This is a genomic window from Anaeromyxobacter paludicola (genome assembly GCF_023169965.1).
GTDB classification, from domain to species: domain Bacteria; phylum Myxococcota; class Myxococcia; order Myxococcales; family Anaeromyxobacteraceae; genus Anaeromyxobacter_B; species Anaeromyxobacter_B paludicola.
On record NZ_AP025592.1, the window covers coordinates 442,711 to 463,368 of the forward strand.

The 20,658-nt window shown below is 74.4% G+C and carries 13 protein-coding genes; 7 read left to right on the forward strand and 6 right to left on the reverse strand.

The window, feature by feature from the left end:
* Positions 1-14 precede the first annotated feature (14 nt).
* The 4 genes from AMPC_RS02050 to AMPC_RS02065 all read left to right on the forward strand — a co-directional run bounded on the left by AMPC_RS02050 (position 15) and on the right by AMPC_RS02065 (position 5,674).
* Positions 15-353, forward strand: coding sequence for a TraR/DksA family transcriptional regulator (locus tag AMPC_RS02050; protein WP_248343885.1), 339 nt, complete (start codon positions 15-17; stop codon positions 351-353).
* 433 nt (positions 354-786) lie between these two features.
* Positions 787-1,068, forward strand: coding sequence for a hypothetical protein (locus AMPC_RS02055; RefSeq protein WP_248343886.1), 282 nt, complete (start codon positions 787-789; stop codon positions 1,066-1,068).
* 201 nt (positions 1,069-1,269) lie between these two features.
* Positions 1,270-3,558 carry a patatin-like phospholipase family protein gene (locus AMPC_RS02060; RefSeq protein WP_248343887.1) on the forward strand — a complete coding sequence of 763 codons (2,289 nt, stop codon included), beginning with the start codon at positions 1,270-1,272 and terminating at the stop codon, positions 3,556-3,558.
* Positions 3,559-3,646: 88 nt separating this feature from the next.
* Positions 3,647-5,674, forward strand: a complete 2,028-nt coding sequence (locus AMPC_RS02065) for a PAS domain-containing hybrid sensor histidine kinase/response regulator (protein WP_248343888.1) — start codon at positions 3,647-3,649, stop codon at positions 5,672-5,674.
* On the opposite strand, the gene AMPC_RS02070 is transcribed toward AMPC_RS02065, so the two are convergent.
* From AMPC_RS02070 to chrA, 4 genes are all read right to left on the reverse strand, one after another.
* Positions 5,671-6,417, reverse strand: a complete 747-nt coding sequence (locus AMPC_RS02070; protein ID WP_248343889.1) for a hypothetical protein — start codon at positions 6,415-6,417, stop codon at positions 5,671-5,673. The two genes, AMPC_RS02065 and AMPC_RS02070, sit on opposite strands and share 4 nt — an antisense overlap.
* A 12-nt stretch (positions 6,418-6,429) precedes the next feature.
* Complete coding sequence (locus tag AMPC_RS02075; protein WP_248343890.1) at positions 6,430-7,482, reverse strand: NapC/NirT family cytochrome c; 1,053 nt, start codon at positions 7,480-7,482, stop codon at positions 6,430-6,432.
* Between the two features lie 342 nt (positions 7,483-7,824).
* On the reverse strand, positions 7,825-8,826 hold the full coding sequence (locus tag AMPC_RS02080) for a YncE family protein (RefSeq protein ID WP_248343891.1): 1,002 nt from the start codon (positions 8,824-8,826) through the stop codon (positions 7,825-7,827).
* A complete protein-coding gene (gene chrA, locus AMPC_RS02085; RefSeq protein WP_248343892.1) occupies positions 8,823-10,001 on the reverse strand; it encodes a chromate efflux transporter in 1,179 nt (392 codons plus the stop codon). The genes AMPC_RS02080 and chrA overlap by 4 nt, the downstream gene beginning before the upstream one ends.
* A gap of 246 nt (positions 10,002-10,247) precedes the next feature.
* Between chrA and AMPC_RS02090 the strand changes: the two genes are divergently transcribed.
* Together AMPC_RS02090 and AMPC_RS02095 are read left to right on the forward strand one after the other, a co-directional pair.
* Positions 10,248-11,249 (forward strand): chromate resistance protein ChrB domain-containing protein, encoded by a 1,002-nt coding sequence (locus tag AMPC_RS02090; protein ID WP_248343893.1) that lies wholly within the window; start codon positions 10,248-10,250, stop codon positions 11,247-11,249.
* The gene (locus tag AMPC_RS02095) at positions 11,246-11,668 is read left to right on the forward strand and encodes a TfoX/Sxy family protein (RefSeq protein WP_248343895.1); all 423 of its coding nucleotides are present in this window, start codon (positions 11,246-11,248) and stop codon (positions 11,666-11,668) included. Before AMPC_RS02090 ends, AMPC_RS02095 begins: the two co-directional genes overlap by 4 nt.
* Positions 11,669-11,683: 15 nt before the next feature.
* On the opposite strand, the gene AMPC_RS02100 is transcribed toward AMPC_RS02095, so the two are convergent.
* Both AMPC_RS02100 and AMPC_RS02105 read right to left on the reverse strand, forming a co-directional pair.
* The gene (locus AMPC_RS02100; protein ID WP_248343897.1) at positions 11,684-12,211 is read right to left on the reverse strand and encodes a DUF421 domain-containing protein; all 528 of its coding nucleotides are present in this window, start codon (positions 12,209-12,211) and stop codon (positions 11,684-11,686) included.
* 92 nt (positions 12,212-12,303) lie between these two features.
* A complete protein-coding gene (locus AMPC_RS02105; RefSeq protein ID WP_248343899.1) occupies positions 12,304-14,349 on the reverse strand; it encodes a PocR ligand-binding domain-containing protein in 2,046 nt (681 codons plus the stop codon).
* 439 nt (positions 14,350-14,788) lie between these two features.
* Here AMPC_RS02105 and AMPC_RS02110 point away from each other — a divergent pair, with 439 nt between their 5' ends.
* Complete coding sequence (locus tag AMPC_RS02110; RefSeq protein ID WP_248343907.1) at positions 14,789-20,584, forward strand: DUF1349 domain-containing protein; 5,796 nt, start codon at positions 14,789-14,791, stop codon at positions 20,582-20,584.
* The last annotated feature ends 74 nt before the right edge of the window (positions 20,585-20,658 follow it).

Sequence of the window (20,658 nt, forward strand, 5' to 3'; positions counted from 1 at the left end):
AGAGGGCGAGGCGAATGGACATGGCGAGCACGTTGACGAAGCAGCAGCTCGAGAACCTGAGGCGAAGGCTGGAGCAAGAGCGCGCGCGGATTCTCCGGGTGCTGGAGTCGGTCGAAACCACGTCTCCACGGCCCGAACAGGAAACAGAGTTCGAGGAGGCGGCCCAGCGTCAGACCGAGCAGGAGCAGGGGCTCGAAGTGGCGGCGCGAGAGCGCGCGTTGCTGGTCGAGGTCGAGCGGGCGCTGGCCAAGTTCGCTGCGGGGACGTACGGGACCGGAGAGCACACCGGCGCCGCGATCACTTACGAGCGGCTCCTCGCGGTCCCCTGGGCTCGCGAGCCCGCCGGCGGCTGAGCCGTCGTCGTGCAACTGGCAGGTACGAGCTACTTGGCGCGCAGGGGAGGGTTGAACGAGATAGTACCGGGCGCTGAACACCCGCTGAAGGTGGCACGGATCCGGTCGGGGCCCCTCGTCCCGAGCTCGACGATCCGTCCACGTGGACCGCGAGCCCGTTTCAGCGTGTGTGCCGAAGGGCGCACCGAGCGACGGACGCCAGCAAGTAGCACCCCCCAGGACAGGTTGACGGGCTCTCGCTGGAGTCCTGCGATCGACGGGAGGACCCTATGCGCGGACGCTGCGCAGCCGTACTCGGGTGTCTCGTCCTGGCCGCCTGCGGGGCGGGGGTGGTGGGGCGTCGTCGTCCCTGGAGGTGCAGCCTCATTCCGCCTCGACGCAGGCCAGCGGGGCCACGCTCACCTTCACGTCGGTGGTGAAGGGCGATTCGGGGATGCCCATCTGGACCCTCAGCGGCTCGGCCCCGGACCTCGGAACGGTCGTTCCGGTGCAGGACGCGAGCACGGTCTACACGCCGCCGGTCAAGGTCGCTGCGGCCATCACGGTGACGCTGACGGCCCAGCTGAACGATGAAGACCTCGAGCTGCTACTGGGCCCGGAGCATCGACCTGGGCTTCCACGTGCCGTGAGGCTTCTCCGCGCCCTCGCCACACCGTCGTGGACGAGGGGCTCGCGGCCGCCCGCGGTCGCGGCCTCGGCCATGGAGGACGACTGAGGCGAACGCCCGGCGAGCGATCCCCGCCCGGCGTCCTCCGCGCGCTCGAGCGCGAGGCCGGATCCGCGACAGGGGTGTCGGAACGGCCTACAGTCGGCCCGGCCGGTGGGGGGATCTCGCAGCCGAAGCGCCCCACCGGCGGTGGCGCGGTCCCTGCACCCGCCCGCGGGCGGGTGAGCCCCGCGCTCACGCGGAGGACGCATGGTGGCTCCCATCCTCGAGGCGATCGCCGCGGCGGCCTGGCTCGCCACGGGCGGCGTGGCCGCGGACGGCGCCGCCCAGGCCGCGGACGACACGCTCTCGGTCTCGCTCACCGTGAGCGGCGGCGTGTCGCTCGGGACCTACGAGGCGGGGCTCCTCTCCTACGCCATGGAGGCGGTGCAGCGGTCCCCGGGCGCCAGCCTGCCGCTCCTCACCGGGGCGTCGGCCGGGAGCCTGAACGCGCTCCTCGCGGTCATCGCCGCGTGCGGGCCGGAGCGCCCGGCGGAGCCCACCGGCTCGCTCTTCTGGCGCACCTGGATCCCGGTCGGCTTCGACCAGCTCTTCGTGGACCCGCCGGCCACGCCGCTCGGCGTCTTCTCGCGCCAGTGGCTCGACCGCGGCGCGGCCCGCATCGAGGAGGCCTGGAACCGCGGGCTCGACCGCTCCTGCGACGTGGTGCTCGGGATCTCGGCCACCCGCGCCCGGCCGCGCCGGCTGCGCGCGGCGGGCGGCCGGCTCGAGCTGCCGAGCATGGAGGAGAAGTTCGCGCTCCGCATCCAGGGGCGCGGCCCCGGGCGCCCGCCGCGCGTGACGAACTACCCGGTCCCCAACCTGTGGCCGGCCGCGCTGCTCGTCACCGACGAGGCCGGCGAGGTCGGGTTCGCGGCCCTGCGAGACCTCGTCTTCGCCTCGATGTCCTTCCCGATCGCCTTCCCGCCGCAGCCGCTGCGGACCTGCGCGGCCGGCGAGACCGCGCGGCCGGGCCTCTGCCTGGAGTCGGAGGCCCGGACCGCGCCCTACGTGGACGGCGGCGTCTTCGACAATGCGCCGCTGCGGCTCGCGGCCGGCCTGGCGCGGGTGGGCCTGCAGCGGCTCCCGGGCTCGGGGCGGCTCTCGTGGAGGGACGTCCCGGATCCGGGCGTGCGCGACGTGCCGCGTGACCTGGCCCTCGGCTTCATCGACCCGGACTCGGCCGAGTACCCCGCGCCGCGCGTCGCCGAGCTGACCCCGGACGACGGCTCCTTGCCGCGGCACGTGCAAGACCTCCTCGCGGCCTTCGTGGACACTGCCCGGTCGAAGGAGCTCGCGACGCTGCTCGAGGAGCAGCCCGGCGTGGCCGATCGGATCGTGCTCCCGACCCGGCACTACCCGGCGGCGGGCGCGCCCATCGCCGCGTTCCTCGGCTTCTTCGAGACCGAGTTCCGCGTCTTCGACTTCCACCTCGGCATGTACGACGCCTCGCGGATGCTGGCGGGCGGGGTGCACACGCCGGAGGGGAGGGTGGTCGCGCCGCCGGTGGCGGGCGCGGCGGCGCGGGGCGGCGAGGGCTGGCGGCGCTTCGCCTGCATGCGGGCCGTCTTCGACGGCGAGCCGGGCGCGGCCGACGCCTGCCGCGGCGACGCGCTCGCCGACTTCCGCGTCCTCCTGCAGGTCTCGCTCGACGAGCTCTACTCGGCCTGCGCCCGCCGGCCGAAGGCCGGGGCCGGCGACGGCGCCGCCTGGCGGAACCCGCGCTGCGAGGCCGCCGCGCGGGGCGAGCCGCCGCCCAGGGTGCCCGGGGTGACGCCGGCCGAGCCGCCCGACTGGCGGCGCCAGGAGGCGGAGCCGGAGCTGGCCTACGCGCTGCGCCTGCTCTCGGGCTACGGGTTCCGCTTCGCCGACCTGCGCGTCCCGCCGGGCCGCGAGGATCTCGCCCTGGCCCGCATCCGGCACGAGCTCGGGCGGGCGGCCCGGTCGCTCGCGGCGGTGCAGCCGGGGCCGCGCCAGGGGGAGGTCGCCTTCTTGTCGAAGCTCGCCGCCGACGCCCTCGCGTACTCGCCGCCCGACCACGCGCTGCACGTCACCATGGGGCCGGCCGAGTCGGAGGTGGGCTTCAGCCACGGCATCCGCCAGGACCTCCTGCGCACCCGGCTCGCGCTCTCGGCGGCGGCCGGGTTCCGCGGGCTGGAGGGCGTGTTCTCCTCCGGCGCGGCCGCGCCCTTCGCCGGGCTCCTCACCGCGGGGATCGAGGCCCAGCCGCTCGGGAACTCCGCTCTCTCGCAGTTCCGGTTCGGGCTGCGGGGCGGCTGGTCCTTCGCGTCGGGGGACGACTACGGCGCCGGGCACTGCGACGTGGCCGCGTCGTCGAGCGTCTCGGCCTGCTCCCGGCCGGTGGTGCAGGCCCTCGTCGGCCTCACGGCGCTGGAGCGGTTCCGGATGCAGCTCGTGGGTGAGTGGTTCCCCGGCGTCGGCGGCCGCTCCACCGCCTGGTCCCTCGCGCCGGGCATCGGGCTCGAGCTCGGCTTCTGAGCGGCGCCTGCCAGGAGCCCCCTGGGGCGGCGGGCGGCCCGATCCGTCCACCTGTCACGGCCGCGCCGGGGGATTAAAATGATCGCCTGTGAGAGAACCCCCCATCGCCCAGAACACCCACGCCCCGACCCAGCGAGGTCCCGCCGCGGCGCCCCAGGAGGAGCTGCGCGCGCAGCTCGCGAGCGCGCTGCGAATGGAGCGAGAGCTGCGGAAGGCGCTGGAGGAGCACGAGCGGCAGGTGCGCCTCTTCGACGGCGTGACCTCGACCACCCCCGACTTCGTCTACGTCTTCGACCTCCAGGGCCGCTTCGTCTACGCGAACCGGCGGCTGCTCGAGGTCTGGGGGATGCAGCTCCCCGACGTGATCGGCAAGACCTGCCGGGAGCTCGGCTACGAGCAGTGGCACCACGACATGCACATGCGCGAGATCGCGCAGGTGATCGAGACGAAGCGGCCCATCAAGGGCGAGGTGCCGTTCAGGGCCCCGCTGACCGGGATCTTCGGCGTCTATGAGTACATCTTCACGCCCGTGCTCGGGCCCGACGGCGCGGTCGAGAGCATCGCGGGCACGACGCGCGACGTGACGGACCGAAAGCGGGTCGAGGAGGCGCTGCGCGAGAGCGAGGAGAAGCTCCGGCTCGCGAAGGACGCCGCCAAGATGGGCGCGTGGGACTGGAACCTCCTCACCGGCGAGCTGCACTGGACCGACCGCTGCAAGGCGCTGTTCGGGCTCGAGCCAGGGACGGTGATGAGCTACGAGGTGTTCGTCGGCGCGATCCACCCGGAGGATCGCGAGCGCGTCGAGGGCGCCGTCCGCGCCGCGCTCTCCGACCACAGGGACTACGACGCCGAGATGCGCACGGTCTGGCCCGACGGGACCGTCCACTGGATCGCGTCGAAGGGGCGGGCGACGTTCGACGGGCACGGCCGCGCCGTGCGCATGGCGGGCATGGCGCTCGACATCAGCGACCGGAAGGGCACCGAGGAGCAGCTGCGGGAGGCCGTCGAGCGCCTGCGCGAGGCCGACCGGCGCAAGGACGAGTTCCTGGGGATGCTCTCCCACGAGCTGCGGAACCCGCTCGCCCCCATCCGCAACAGCATCTACCTGCTGGAGAAGGCCCCACCCGGCAGCGAGGCGTCGCAGCGCGCCAGGGCGGTCATCTTCCGGCAGACGGAGCAGCTCGCGCGGCTCGTGGACGACCTCCTCGACGTGACCCGGATCTCCCGCGGCAAGATCGAGCTGGAGCGCCAGCGGCTCGACGCGCGGGTGATCGTCCGGCAGGTCACGGAGGACCTGCACGGCGTGTTCGAGCACGCCGGGGTCGAGCTGCGCGTCGAGCACATGGGCTTCGCGCCGGCGTGGGTCGAGGTCGATCCGACGCGCCTCTCGCAGGTGCTCGGCAACCTGCTCCAGAACGCGGCGAAGTTCACCCCGAGCGGCGGCAGGGTGACGGTGTCGCTCACGAGGGACGAGCGCTGGGCCGAGCTGTGCGTCCGCGACACCGGCGCGGGCATCGCCGCCGCGGAGCTGCCGCACGTCTTCGAGCCGTTCGTCCAGAGCGAGCAGACGCTGGCCCGGAGCAAGGGGGGGCTCGGGCTGGGGCTCGCGCTCGTGAAGGGGCTCGTGGAGCTGCACGGCGGGACGGTGCAGGGCCGGAGCGACGGCCCCGGCCGCGGCGCCGAGTTCGTGGTGCGCCTGCCGCTCGTCCTCCCCGCCCAGCTCCCCGCGGAGACGCGCCCCGCGACCCCGCGGGCCCAGCGCCGCATCGTCCTCATCGACGACAACGTGGACGCCGCCGAGACGCTCGCGGACGTGCTCGCGCTCGAGGGGCACAGCGTCAAGACGGCGCGAGACGCCCGATCGGGCATGGCGCTCGTCCGGGAGGAGCGCCCGGAGTTCGTGCTGTGCGACGTCGGCTTGCCCGACCTCGACGGCTACGACGTCGCGCGGGCGCTCCGGCGCGACCCGGCGCTGCAGGACGTCCGCCTCGTCGCGCTCAGCGGCTACGCGCAGCCGGACGACCGCGAGCGGGCGCGGGCCGCGGGGTTCGTCGCCCACATCGCCAAGCCCGCCGATCTCGACGAGCTGCGGCGGCTCCTGACCGAGGAGCCCTAGGGGACGCCCACCCCGAACCCCCACGTCAGCCCGACCCGGAGCTCGGTGGTGTCCACGCCGCCGGCGCGGGCGCGCCGCACCGCCGCGTCGAGCGACAGCCCCTCGCTGAAGCGCCAGATCGCCCCGAGGAGGCCGGAGAGGGTCTCGGGGGAGCCTCGCTCGCTCTCGACGAAGAGCTCCGCCACCGGCCGGACGGGCCACGCGTGGTGGCCTTCCAGGATGACTCCGCCGAAGACCCCGGGCTCGTGCGCCCGGGTCCATGCCACCGCGCCGTTCACGTGGACGGTCAGGTCCGTCCAGCGCTGCGAGACGATCCCGGCCCACTCGGCGCCCACGCCGGACTCTCCGTTCCAGGTCGGGAGGAGGGCCCCCGCCTCCGTCGCGACGCTCAGGCCCGGCTTCTCCTGCAAGCTCCCCTCGCGCAGGACGTGCTTCACGGAGAGCGCGGTGTCCTCGACCCTGAGCCGGGGCTCGTGGATCTCGCCGCCGAGCTGGACGAAGTGCCGTCCCTCGAGCACCACCTCCCAGCCGTCGGCGAAGCCCCAGTTGAGGATGGCGCTCGGAGCGACGAGCGTCCGGTCGGGGCCCTGGACGAGGTAGCCCACGGGCCCGAGCTCCAGCTCCACCGTCCCCCGGTCCGCCACCGCCGCGTCCGTCGAGTTGAACGGACGGTAGGCGAGCGCCGCCAGGGGCCAGGACAGGGTGAGCGCGACCAGCGTGAGGAGCGGACCGCGACCCACCACGGTGAGGGCTCCTCAGCGGCCCGCCCGGACCTGGAAGGGCAGGGTGAAGCGCGCGAGCTCGCGCTGGTCGCCCTGGAACGACCGGGCGTTGTAGCGGTTCAGGTCGTAGACCAGGGTCGCCTCGAGCGTGTAGGCGCCGTCGCGGGCGCCGGTCTGCCACGTGAGCACGCGCTCCTCCCCGGCGCGGAGCGGCGCCTCGTGCGGCCCCTGCTCGTCGGCCTGCGTCGCGGCGATGCGGTCGGGACGCTTCGCGTCCTCCGCGAGGAAGGCGCGATCGTCTGGCCGGGGGCCGTACCACGGCGCGAACATCCACTCCCGCGTGGCGAGGACCTTCCCCTTGCGATCGACGACGCGGGTCTGGAGGTAGATCGCCCGGCGGTTCGATCCGGTGGGCACGGAGTGCCCGGCGCCCACGTTGATCACGTGGAGCTCCACGTCGGGGCGATCCTTCTGCGGCTGGAGGAGCACCACCGAGAGCGCGCTCCCGAGCCGCTGCCCCGAGTGGCCGCCGGTCCAGAGGTGGCGCGCGACGGCGCGGACCGGGACGTCCGGGCCCTCGGCGGTCTTCCGCTGGGTCCGCGGCATGTGGCAGTCCTGGCACTGCTGCCGCCCGAGCCCCGGGCCGGCGAAGTCGTCCCGCCACTCGAGGTAGGTCTGAGTCTGCTTGCCCGGGACGCGCTTGCCCATCGCGTGGCAATACGCGCACATCTCGCTGCGCGACATCCGCTCGTCCGCGACGGTCGCGTGCGGCGCCTCCACCCGGTGCGGGCCGCGGACGTTCCCGTCGGGCGTGAGGTGGCAGGCGGCGCAGGTGATGCCCTCGCCCTGCGCTTCCTGGCGGGGCTGCGGCTTCGCGAGCTCGAGGGTGGTGGGCTCGGGGATCGCGAAGGGCTGGGGGAAGTGGCAGACGTTGCACTTCTTCCCTTCCTCCTCCGCCTCGCGGGCGTGGATGGGCCAGGGGTCGGTGCCGGCGACGGCGTGCGCGCTCGCCGCCACGGACGTCTCGGCCGGCAGCTCGAGCGTCTTGTCCCCCTGCGTCCGGAGCTTCACGCCCGGGTATCGCATGTCGCTGCCGAAGCCCTCGGCGTACTCGCGGTAGATCGCCCGGTGGCACGCCCCGCAGTCCGACGACGGAGTGGCCGTGCCTCGCGGGAAGTCCCTGGAGGGCGTGAGGGTCGGCGCCGCCGCGCCCGCCGCGCCCGCGGCGGGCGGGGGCGCCGCGGGCTGAGGGGCCTGCGCGAGAGCGGCCCTCGCACCGAGGGCGAGGAGGAACGCGGTACCTGCGGCGACGGCGAGACGATGCATGCGAGGCCTCCGGCGGCCAGCCAACGGGCGCTGCTTCAGTGCGCCGTTTCCTATGACAGCTGCATCACGGGGCGCAACGAGCCGGCGCTCGCCCGCTTCGGGTCACCGGGAGGGCGCGAACGGGTCGGCCAGCACGAGCAGGCGGCCCTTCCCGGGATCGCAGACCCAGACGTTCCCCTGATCGTCCGCGGCGGCGCAGTGCGCGTCGGGCGCGGCGGGGACGGTGCCGAGCGGCCGAAGCTCCCCGTGCTCCCCCACGCCGACGATGCTGAGGGTGCCCGCGTCGCCCGCGGGGACGTAGAGGTGCGAGCGCGCGTCGCCGTAGGCGAGCCCGTCCACCCCCTCGCCCGTCGCGACCGCGCCGGCCGGCTTGCCCTGCGACACCTCGAGCGCGACCGCCTTGCCCTCGTCGCAGCCGACGAAGAGCAGTCCCCGGCGCGCGTCGAGGGCGAGCCCGCGCGCGCCCCGGCAGCCGTTGGGCCAGCGGGCGATGACCGCGCGGGCGCGCACGTCGATCGCGAGGGTCGCGTCGCGGAAGGTGTTGGTGTACGCGCGCCCCCTCGCGGCGTCGACGACCAGCGACTCCGGTCCCTCCGGGACGGCGATGACCCCCGCGCGGGCGAGCGCCGGCGCGGGCGCGCGCGTGAACCGGAAGAGCTCGACGCGCTCGCGACCGGGCTCGGTCACCCAGACCTCGCCCGTGGCCTCGACCCACCGGACGTAGTCGGGTCCGCCTCCGAGCGTCGCCCGGGCGACGATGCGGCGCTCGCGCGGATCGACGGCGACGAGGGTCCGGTCGGTCCGGTCGATCGCGAAGACGAGCCCGCCGCCCGCGTCGGCCGAGGTGGTGCCGTCGGTGTGCCCCTTCGTCGCCGAGCCGGTTCGGCTGAACCCCTCCACCGACTCGATGGCTCGCGTCCGGGGGTCCACGAGGTCGAGCCGCCCGGTCCGTCCGGCGGGCACCACCACGCGGCCCAGCTCCGGAGCGTAGCGGAGATCGTCGAAGCCGATGCCCGCGTCTCCGCCGGGCATGGGGAGCGGCGCCGGCGCGACGGCGTCCCCGGCGGCGAGGGCGGCGGCCAGGAGCAGCGCGGCGGGGCTCACGACAGCGGACCCCCGAAGAGCCCGGGGGCGAACGCGCGGAGGAGCCCGAGGACGCCGCCTCCGAGGACCACGGCGACGACGTTGAGGCGCCACTTCCAGAAGGTCATCGCGGCGAAGGCCGCGAGCCCGAGGGTGACCGTGATCCCGTCGATGGCGCCGCCCGGCATGAAGGCGACCCGCGCGAGCGGGATCGAGATCGAGAAGATGAGGCCCACCACCCCGGAGGTGATCCCCTTGAGGAACTCCTTCAGCCCCGGGCGCGAGGTGAGCCAGTTCATGTACCGGGCCGCGGGGAGGACGAAGAGGAACGAGGGCAGGAAGAGCCAGAACGTGGAGAGCGTCGCGCCCGTCCACGGGATGCGCGCGCCCTGGCCGGCCAGGAAGCCGACGAAGATGCCGATGGAGATGAGCGGCCCGGGGGTGGTCTCGCCGAGCGCGAGCGCGTCGATCATCTGGCGATCGTTGATCCAGCCGTGGGTCGCGACGGCCCCCTCCCGGATGTAGGGCAGCACGGCGTAGGCGCCGCCGAAGGAGAAGAGCCCGACCTTGAAGAAGAAGACCGAGATGTCGAGGGCCCGCCGCGCCACCGACTCGGCCGCGTCCGCGCGGCTCGCGGCGAGGAGCACGGCGCTCGCGGCGGCGGCCCGCGCCCAGGGGCCCGCTCGCTGCCGGGCGACGAAGAGGAGCCCGCAGCCCACGAGCACGAGCACGAAGGGGAGCCGCAGGAAGTAGAAGGAGACGAAGGCGGCGGCGGCCAGCGCGACCGGGAAGACGCCCTTCAGCGCGGCGCGGGAGATGCGGACGAGCGCGGCGAGGAGCAGCGCGAGCCCGACCGGGCGGAAGCCCCAGAGCGCGCCGAGCACCTGCGGCGTCTTCCCGTAATGGACGTAGATCCACGCGAGGGCGGAGAGGGTGAAGTAGCCGGGCAGGATGAAGAGCACGCCGGCGAGGACCCCGCCCAGGTAGCCGCCCTTCTTGTAGCCGGCGTAGATGGCGAGCTGCAGCGCCTCGGGGCCGGGGAGGAGGTGGCAGAAGTTGAGGGCGCGGACGAACTCGTCCTCGTCCATCCACCTCCGCCGCTCCACCATCTGCAGGTGCATCAGGCCGATCTGGCCCACGGGACCCCCGAAGGCGAGCCAGCCGAGCTTGAGGAAGTACCAGAACAGCTCGCGCATCGGGACGCGCCCGGCCTCGCCCGGCGGAGCCTCTACGCTGGGCCTGGGCCGCTCGTCCACCGCCTCACCCTCCCCAGGGCCGATGTAACAACTGAACCTGACAGGTTCAACCGTGCGCACTCCACGCGGGAGGAGGTGCCCGGGCGAGCGAAGGGGCGACCGCCGGGCGAGCGCGCGAGCGGCTCCGGCGTCGCGCCGCGCGCTCGTTGAAGCCGGAGATTCAGTTGTTATATGGGAGGCGCGCGCATGAGACCCCACGCCCCGAGCGCCCCGCCCGAGCGGACCCGCTGGCTCGTGCTCATCCACCAGATCCCGCCCAGGCCCGCCTACCTGCGGGTGAAGATCGGCCGGCACCTCCAGCGCATCGGCGCGGTGGCGATCAAGAACTCGGTCTACGCCCTCCCGCACAACGAGGAGACGCAGGAGGACTTCCAGTGGGTCCTGCGGGAGGTCGTGAAGGGCGGCGGAGACGCCTCGATGCTGGAGGCGCACTTCATCGAGGGCCTGTCCGACGGGCAGGTGCTCGCGCTCTTCCAGGCGGCGCGAGAGGCCGACTACCGCGAGGTCGCGGAGGAAGCGCGGAAGGTGGCCGCCTCGCTGCCGAGGCGCGGGCCTCCCCCCGAGAACCGCCGCAACGAGGTGGCGAACCAGGTCGCCCGGCTGAGGCGGCGGCTTTCGGAGGTCGAGGCGATAGATTTCTTCGGGGCGCCCGGCCGCGAGATCGCCGAGGGCGTCGTTTCCGCGATGGAGTCACGCATGAAGCCGCTCAACGAGTCGCGCGCGCCGACGAAGCCCAGGCTCCTGCGCGAGGACTACCGGGGCCGTACCTGGGTCACCCGGACCGGGATCAAGGTCGATCGGATGGCCAGCGCCTGGCTCATCCGGAAGATCATCGACCCCGAGGCCCGCTTCAAGTTCGTGCCCGCGAAGGGCTACGCGCCGCAGCCCGGCGAGCTCCGGTTCGACATGTTCGACGCCGAGTTCACGCACGACGGCGACCTCTGCACGTTCGAGGTCCTCCTCCAGCGGTTCGGCATCGACGATCCCGGGCTCCGCGCCATCGCGGAGATCGTCCACGACGTGGACGTGAAGGACGCCAAGTACGGGCGCGAGGAGGCGTCCGGCGTGGGGCAGGTGGTCGCCGGGATCGCCGCGGCCCACGCCGGCGACGAGGCCCGCCTCGAGCGGGGCGCCGCCCTCTTCGAGGACCTGTACGCGCTCCATCGGACCGGAGACGCCGCCCGGTGAGCGCCCGCACGCGCGACGACACCTTCCTGGCGCACGTGCTCGACCTGCTCGAGCCGGTCGGCGCGGTCGCGCCGCGGGCCATGATGGGCGGCCACCTCGTCTTCTGCCGCGGCGTGTCCATCGCCCTGCTCTTCGACGACCGGCTCTACCTGAAGGTGGACGCGCAGACCCAGGCCGCCTTCGCGGAGGCCGGCGGCGAGCCGTTCGTCTACGAGTCGAGGAACGGCACGGTGGAGATGAGCTACTGGACGCCGCCCGACGGCGCCCTGGAGGAGCCACAGGAGATGAGGCCCTGGGCCCAGCTCGCGCTCGAGGCGGCGCTGCGGGCGAAGCGGCCCGCGAAGAAGGCCTCCGGGCTCCGGAAGGCCCCGTCCAAGGTGAAGGTGGGGGCCCGGCCGAAGAAGCGGCGCAGCCGGTAGCTCCGGGCGGCGCGGCTACCCCTCGAACCGCGCCTGCGGGTGCGCCAGCTCCGCGAGCGAGCGCTGCTCGACGTCCCTGCGGACCGCGGTGAGCGTCCCGTCGGGCTCGAGCGTCACCACCCTGCAGTCCGAGATCCGCATGATCCCCTGCTTGCGGAGCGCCGACCGGAGCTCGGCCAGCGTGAGCAGCTCCTGGCGCAGCGCGCTCACGTGCACCTTCCCTTCGCTCACCACCCGGATCGGCTTCCCCTGCACGACGCGCTCGACGCCGCGCCAGCGCCAGGTGGCGTAGCCCATGAGCCAGTTGAGCGCGACCAGCGTCGCCGCGCTCACGAGCCCGCCGGTGAGCGAGTTGTCGCCGGCGTTGATCGAGTTCTGGACGGCGTTCGAGATGACCAGGAGCAGCACGAGGTCGAAGCTCGTCATCTGCGCCAGCTCGCGCCGGCCGGCCACGCGCAGCGCGAGCAGCAGGAAGGCGTAGACGACGACGGCGCGCAGCACCAGGGCCGGGATGGAGGCGTCGGGGAGGAGGAGGTGGCTCATGGCGCGAACCTACCGGGCCGCCGGGCGGGCGTCTCGTCCCAGGTGCCGGGGGCCCCGCGCGCGGCGAACGCCGGGCGGTCGCCGTCGAGGCCCTACGCGCGGTCGCGATCGAGCAGGCTGCGCACGCGCGCCGTCAGCGCCGCGGCGGTGAAGGGCTTCGCGAGGAACTCGACGCCGGGCTCGAGCACGCCGCGGTGGGCGATGACGTCCTCGGCGTACCCCGACAGGAAGAGCGCCCGCAGGCCGGGCCGCGTCCCGCGCAGCTCCTCCACGAGCGCCTTCCCGTCGATCCCCGGCATGACCACGTCGCTCACCACCAGGTCCAGCCGCTCCGATTGCTGGAACGCCGCCCGGGCCTCGGCGGCGTTCGCGGCGACCGTCACCTCGTAGCCGGCGCTGCGCAGCACGCGGGCCGTGACCGCCCTCACCTGCGAGTCGTCCTCGATGAGGAGCAGCGACTCGGTCCCGCGAGACGCGCCCGCCTCCGGCGGCGACGCGGCCTCCCCGAGCGGCTCCTCCGCGCGGGGCAGGTAGATCTCGAACCGCGACCCTCGCCCGGGCTCGCTCTCCACCCGGATCCGGCCGCCGCCTTGACTGACGATGCCGTGGACGGTGGCGAGCCCCAGCCCGGTGCCCTGGCCCCGCCCCTTGGTGGTGAAGAAGGGCTCGAAGAGCCGGCTCTTCACGTCCGGGGGCATGCCGCAGCCGGTGTCGCTGACGCGCAGCCGCACCCACGCGTGCGCCGGATCGCCGGGGCGGGCCAGGTCCTCCGGCAGCCGCACGTCGCTCGCGGTCTCGAGCGTCAGGCTGCCGCCGCGCGGCATGGCGTCGCGGGCGTTCACGGCGAGGTTCATGATCACCTGCTCGAGCTGCCCCGGGTCGCAGCGCGCCGGCGCCGGCTGGTCCGCCGTCGCGACGGTGAGCTGGATGTCCTCTCCCAGGACCCGGGCCAGGAGCCGCTCGGCCCCCGTGACGGCGGCGTTGAGGTCCATGCAGACCGGCGCGATGACCTGCTTGCGCGCGAAGGCGAGGAGCTGGCGCGTCAGGTCGCGGGCGCGGTCCCCGGCCTGCTGGATCTGGTCCAGGTCCTCCTCGAGCATGGGGCGGCCGGCCCGGGCGTCGGCGCGCATCGCCTCGGTGCAGCCGAGGATCACGGTGAGGAGGTTGTTGAAGTCGTGCGCGACGCCACCCGCGAGCCGCCCGATGCTCTCGAGCCGCTGGGCCTGCCGGAGCTGCTCCTCGAGCCGCTGGCGCTCGGTGATGTCGGTCGCGTTGCCCACCACGCCAGCCACCACCCCCTCGAGGTCGCGGTAGGGCCCCTTGTGCGTGAGGAAGACGCGGGGCCCGCGGGGCGTCCGCAGCTCCTCCTCCACCACGCGCGGCTCGCCCCGCTCCATCACCTCGCGGTCGAGCGCCTGGATCGCGACGGCCTCCGCGGGCCCGAAGATCTCGAAGTCGGTGCGCCCCAGCACCTCGTCCGGCCTCCGGCCGAGCAGCGCCAGGGCCGCCGGGTTGGCGAAGAGCCAGCGCCCGTCGCGGTCCTTGAGGAACACGGCGTCCGGGCTCGCGTCGGTCAGGGTCCGCAGCAGCGCCTCGGAGGCGGCCATGGAGCGGCTGGCCTCCTGCTCGCTCCGCCGGGCGAGCCCCATCTCCCCGGCGAAGCGCGCCAGGTCGGCGAAGAACGACATGATGGCGGGGACCCGCTCGCGCGGGATGATCGGCACCTCGTCGAGCGCCGCGAGGTAGGCGTCCACGTCGAAGCCGAAGGCGCGCGCCTGCGCGGCGAAGGCGGCGCGATCCGGAGGCTCGAGGAAGAACTGGCCCGCGTAGAAGTTGGCGAGGCGCCTCCCGCCGACCACGATCGGCACGGCGACGTCCACGAGGCCGTTCTGGCAGGTGTGGATCGCGTAGGGCTCTCCTCCGTCGAGGCGTCGCGCGAGATGGGCGTCGCTCTCCCTGCACCGTGCGGCCGTCGGCGGCGCCATCCGGTGGAAGCCCGCGCAGAGGTGGCGCGAGCGGCTCGCCGCGAGCCACGTGCCGTCGAGGTCCATCAGGACGGTGGTGGTGTGGGTGATGGCCGAGAATCCGTCGCAGAGCCGCTGCATCGCGGCCGTGTCGACGAGGTCCGAGAACCGCATGCGTCCGCCTTCCTGCAGAGCTGCGAAGCCATTCTACCGGGTCCGGCAGGGGCACACCAAAGGGGGCGTCCGTCCGACCACGCACTCGCCAGGCGCTCCGCCTCCCCTGAACTGGGGGGACTCCGATCGTCACCCTGAGTGAGTTCCCCTGGTTGAACGCACCCAGCGCCTGGGTCATCAGGCCCATTCGAGTTCACCCGTCCCCGCCGCTCCGCGAGCGCGGACCTCCGCCGCGGCAGTCGATCATCCCTGAGTACGGGTACTTGTTCGACCACCCCCGCCGAGGTTCGCACCTTGCATTACGGCGCCCAAAGTCGAGCCTCGCCCCGGCGGCGCGGACGCTCACGATGTGGGCGGTTCGCCCACCGGTCCGGGCTCGCGGGGGGAAGTCCGGATGCCGCAGCGTGAACGCCCGCCGTCGCGCGGTCGAGCGGGGAGGGTGGGCGCGCTGGTCGCGCTCCTGCTGGCCGCGCCCTCGGCGCGGGGCGAGACCACCTGGTACCTCTCCGGCACCCCGGCCCTCGACGGGCTCGGCATGCCGTACCTCGCCGGCAGCCTGCTGCAGCTCGCGCCGCCCACGGGCCAGAGCCCGCGGATGCTGGAGCTCATCGATTACCTGTACGCCGACCCGGCGCCGCTCGGCACGTTCCAGGGCCCGCCCGCCGCCGACGAGCGCTCGATCGCCCCGGGCGCCGTCGCCTCGCTCTGGCTCTCCGGGACGGTCTGCCCCTCGAGCCTCCACGTCGAGCTGCTGGACTACGATCCGAACGGCGCGTACGGCCAGAACCCGGCGCTGGTCGGGAGCATCGACCTGGCCAACCCGACGCGCGCGGCGGCGCCGCTGCAGGGCCTGCTGAACAACGCGGCGTACGTTCTCCGCCCGGGACACTCGCTCCAGGTCTCGCTCTCGGCGCACGACGCGCTCGCCTACGCCGACGACGGCACGGTGCTCTCGCCGCCGCTCGACTGCGGCATCGGCTACGACGCGACGGCGGGCGGCTTCAGCCGGGTGACGACGGCCGAGACCAGCCTCTGCGCGCCCGGCCAGCTCTCGGTCCCGGCGGGGCAGGGCGTCCTCGCCGGCTCGACGGCGACGCCCGCGAGCCTCGTCGCGGGCGGAGGCAGCGGCGTCGTCGGGCGCTTCGGCCTCGCCCAGAGCGACGGCTTCGCCGCCGTCGACTCCTCCAAGTGGACGCGCACCGACCTCGGCAACGGCGCCGGGAGCGCGCCGACGGCGAGCGGCGGCGTGCTCACGCTCGGCAGCACGCGCGGCTCGTCGGTGGCCGGCTACGTCAGCCGGGACTCGCTCAACTTCCTCTCCCAGCCGGTGGCCTTCACCGGCGACTTCACGGTGGACGTGAAGGTGGAGGGGTTCAGCCCGGACGCGAGCCGGTCCGCCACCGCCGCGATCATGGTCCGGCAGGCGCTCGATCCGAAGACCGGGACCTCGGCGATGGCGGCGGTCGCGCTCACCCGCGGCGGCCTCGAGGAGGGGGGCTCCGGCTCGACCAGCTTCGTCGCCCGCGCCACCGCGGCGGCCTACAGCTCCCAGCAGCTCGGGCCGGCCACGACCCGGCCTCCGCGCTGGCTCCGCCTCAGCAGGAGCGGCGGCAGCCTGACGGGCTGGGTCTCGGGGGACGGCGAGACCTGGGCCCAGATCGGCGTGGCGAAGACCGTGGCCCTGACCGGCACCTTCTACGTGGGGATCGTCGCCAGCAACGCCTACGACTACGACTCGCCGCGGCCCGACATGACGGCGAGCTTCTCGCAGTTCGTGGTGACCCAGCCCGAGCTCATGCCGGCGACCTTCGGCGCCGGCGCGCAGTCCACCGCCGGCTGGGCGCCGGGGACCTACTGGCTCCTCGCGAAGGCCACCGACGCGGCCTGCGGGAACACCGTGCTCCCGGCGATGGGCCCGCTCCGCGTGACCGCCCACGCCACCACCCTGGGCGACTTCGCCACCGCCGAGTCGCCGAACGTCCCGCAGGCGTGCCCGTCCGCCGGCAGCGGCACGGCCCGGGAGATCGACCGGTTCACCCTGGCGGCCGCCCAGGGCGACACGGTCACCGCCCTGAAGGTCGCGATCGGCGGCAACCCGGCGGCCATCCAGACCCTCTCCGTCACCAGCGACGACGGGGCCACCGTGTACGGCCAGGTCAGCCCGAGCGGCGCGACGCCGACCGTGACCCTGTCCACGCCGATCGCCGTCCCGGCCACGCCGACGCAGTACCGGCTCTCGATCGTCCCCGCCAGCTACGGCGCGCTCCCGCCCGGCGAGTACCCGGTCAGCGCCCGGGTGATCGCCGTCGCGAGCGACAACACCATCCTCGGCCAGGACGCCGGCAGCGCCACCGTCACGGTGGATCGCCAGCCCCCGTCGCCGCCCACGGGCTGGACGGCGGTGGCCGACGGGCTGCCCAACGAGGTCGCCCTGGCCTGGACCCGGCCCGCGGCGGACTTCGCGCAGGCCGTCGTCCTGCGCAGCGCCGGCGGGGCCCCGGTCCAGGCCACCGCGCTCCAGGACGGCGCCTCGTACCAGCAGGGCGCGAGCTACGGCGCGGACGTGGCGGCCTACGTCGGCGCGGGACAGACGTACGCGGACCAGGCGCAGGGCGGCGTCGCCTTCCGGTACCTCGCCTTCTTCGGCGACGCCTGCCACAACTACTCGGCGGGGGTGCCGGCCGGGCCGGTGACGCCGGCCCTGCCCGCGATCCGGACCACCGTGGGCGCGCTGTCGGCGACGGCCGGCTTCTGCGCGCAGGTGAACCTCTCCGCGGCCTTCAGCGGCGACGGCGACCTCGACAACGCCGCGACCTTCGGCAGGGGGACCTCGCCCCTCGGGCCGTTCACGCCGGTGACCTGCGCGCCGGCCGCCGCGCGCGGGCTGACCGCCTGGACCTGCGTGGACGGCAGCCCGGTCTCGGGGGGCATCTGGTACTACCAGGCGACCTTCACCGATCCCGACGGGATCGCGGGCGCGACCAGCGCCGTCGCGGGCCCGGTCGGTGTGGCGCCCTGCGCGGAAGGGCAGGGGGCGCTCACCGTCACCGCGCTCGGGCCGACGCCCGACGGGACGGCCGCGCCGGGCGCGGTGAACGTCACGGCCGGCAAGGTCCGGCTGTCGGTGGCGAACGGCTCCGTGAGCGTCACCTCCCTGGCCGTCTCCAACGGCGCCGCCGCCCCGGCCGCGCCGGGAGAGATCCTGTCGATCGGCCTCCACGAGGATCTGGGCGCGACGCCGGGCACCTGGGACGCCGGGGACTCGCGGGTGGCCTCCGGCACCTACGACTCCGCCCGGAAGGCCTGGGTCCTCTCCGGCTTCAGCGTGGCGGCGGGCGACCACGACTACGTCCTGACGATCGCCGTCGCGCAGGCCGCCGACCCCACCACCGGCGAGCAGTTCCGCGCCACCTTCGGCACCGGTGACGTCGGCCTCGTCGCGGGCGCCCGCCTCCTTGGCTCGGCGACGGTGACGGGCGGGACCGTGACCGTCGCCGGGACCTTGACCGGGGCCGTCCCCGGCGACGCGACGCCGCAGAGCCTCGTCCCCATGGTGTCGATCCTCTCCCCCGGCAACGGCACCGCGGTGAGCGGCGACGGGAGCGGCCGGATCCGGGTGCAGGTGCAGGTCTACGATCCGAGCGGCGGCGGGCTCTCGAGCGTGAAGCTCTCCCGCGACGCCGGCGCGAGCGGCACGTTCACCGACGCGCTCGCGCTCAAGCCCGCCTACGCCGCGGTGGTGGGCCCGAACGCCGCGCTCTACCAGGCGGACCTGGCGTTCTCGCCGGGATCCTTCGTGCTGCAGGCGCAGGCGGTGAGCGCGAGCGGCAAGACCGGTTACTCGTCGCCCGCCGTGATCTCGGTGAACGCCAGGCGCGCCGGGGACGGCAACCTCCTCGGGCGGGCGAACTCGAGCCAGCTCTGCGTGGACTGTCACAACGTCAAGACCCACTCGAGCCAGAGCACCGCCGACCCGGCGACCGGCCTCTCCAAGTACGGCGCCTGGTCCACCACCTGCCGCGACTGCCACACGCCGCACAACACCCACAACGCGCAGCTCCTCCGCGAGACCATCGTGCCGCCGGCCTACGCGGGCTACGTCCCGGCCAAGAAGGTGATCTTCCAGGATCGGAAGTCCGGCGACTCCGGGACCTCGTCCGCGGCGGTCTCGTTCGTGACGAGCAACCCGGCCCTGGTCTCCGCCCGCACCACCGGCCCGTGCCAGGCCTGCCACACCCGGACGTCGAGCCCGGCGGGCGTGGCGCGGTGGCGCGGCACCGGCAACCAGGACGCGGGCCACTACGCCGGCGACGACGCCACCGCCTGCACCGGCTGCCACTCGCACCGGACCGGCTTCCGGGGCCGGGAGGCCCAGGGCGGCGAGGCCTGCGCGACCTGCCACGGCGCCAAGCTCGCCGGCATGCAGGCCGGGGCGCGCGCCTCGGCGCACGTCCTCGGGGCGCAGGGCGCGAGCGACGCGGCGCAGGACGACGGCGCCTCCTGGGGCAATCCCCTCGCGGCCAACGCGCCGGCCGCGCGCTCCTGCGTCAACATGTGCCACCCGGACCACGTGCACAACGATCCCTCGGCCTGGCCGGCGGCGGTCCACGCCAGCAACCTCCACCGGTCGCCGAAGACGGCGGCCTCGCGGGCGCTCACCCGCGACACCAACCCGTCGAGCGCCACCTACGGGCAGGCCACCGCCGCGACCGGCGCCGGGGTGCTGCGCGCCGACCACGTCCCGGGCCAGGCGCAGGGCTGCATCGCCTGCCACCAGAACCCGGTGGACGCGAGCCGGCCGTACGTGGACCCGGCGAGGTACGACGCCTCGGCGCACAACACGACCGCCGCGGGCGGCGTGGCCTGGGAGTACGTGATGCACGACGACGCTCCCGGCGCGAGCCCGGCCGTGAGCTCGCGGTTGCAGCGCAACTGCACCAAGTGCCACGCCGGCCGCCAGCGCGAGGGGCAGACCCCGAGCTGGCGCGTGCAGGGCGATGGTCCGGTGCAGGGGCCGCACTGGTCGGACGACCCGGCGCTGCTGGCGGGGGCGCTGGCGCCGGCCGGCGATTCCACGCGGAACGTCTGCTACAACTGCCACGGCGGCGGCGGCAGCGCCGGCAAGGACTACTCCTGGAAGAACGTGGCGCAGCCGATGGCCAGCGCGGGCGGCTCCCGGCATCCGGCGGACGCGGTGGCGCCGGGGCAGCACGACGCCGTGCTCGAGGCGGCCGCGGGGTACGGGACGCGGCTCGGGGGCGCCCCGCGCCACGCCGGCTGCACCGACTGCCACGACCCGCACCAGGCCCAGGCCGGCCTCCACGCCGCCGGGAGCAGCGGCGCGGGCGGGGCGCTGCGCGGGGCGATGGGCGCCTCGCTCGGCGCGCTCCCGGCCTGGACCGCGCCCGCGGACGCCTCCTACTGGACGGCGAAGCGGCTCGAGCCGGGGGCCGATCCGGAGGCGTCGCTCTGCTTCCGCTGCCACTCCGCCTACTACTGGGGCAGCGGCCCCGCGCCGACCTCTCCCGGGCTGGGCGCGCCGTACACGGACCAGGCGCGCGAGTTCAACCCCAGCAACGTCTCCTTCCACCCGGTGCTGTCCGACTGCTCGCGGAACGTGGCCCGGATCGATCCGCGCGGGCTGAGCGAGCGCTGGAACCGCACCGCCAACACCAACCGGATGACCTGCACCGACTGCCACGCCGACGCCAGCGGCGCGGCCGGGCCGCACGGGGGGACGACGAAGTTCATGCTCAAGGGGCCGAACACCAACTGGAACGCCAACACCAGCTGGCGCGTCAACCGCGGCCAGACCGGCGCCCAGGGCATCTTCTGCTTCAACTGCCACGATCCGAACTTCACCTACACGCGCTTCAGGGACTCCACGCGGAACCTGCACACGGAGCTCATCCCGATCTTCACCGTGAACGGCGTGACCTACGAGGGGACCGGCAAGCACGCCAACATCAAGTGCCAGACCTGCCACTCGCCCATCCCGCACGGCAGCCCGCGGCGCGCCTTCCTGGCGGCCCTCTACGGCCCCGGCTCCGGCGCGGGAGGGGTGGCGCCGCCCGCAGCCCCGGAGTGGGACGGCCAGCCGACCCCCTACGACGCGGGCTCGACGCTCTACCTGCGCAGCTACCCGCTCCCGAACTCCCTCTGGCAGGGGCTCAACTGCGGCTGCACCGGCGCGCCGGACTACTGGCACAGCCTGGTTCCCTACTCGGGGCCGTGACGCGCCGGTCTCGCGAACGTCGCGAACATTGCGTCACGTCGCCGTCATCCGGGCGCGCCGGGCGCGGCGGACGC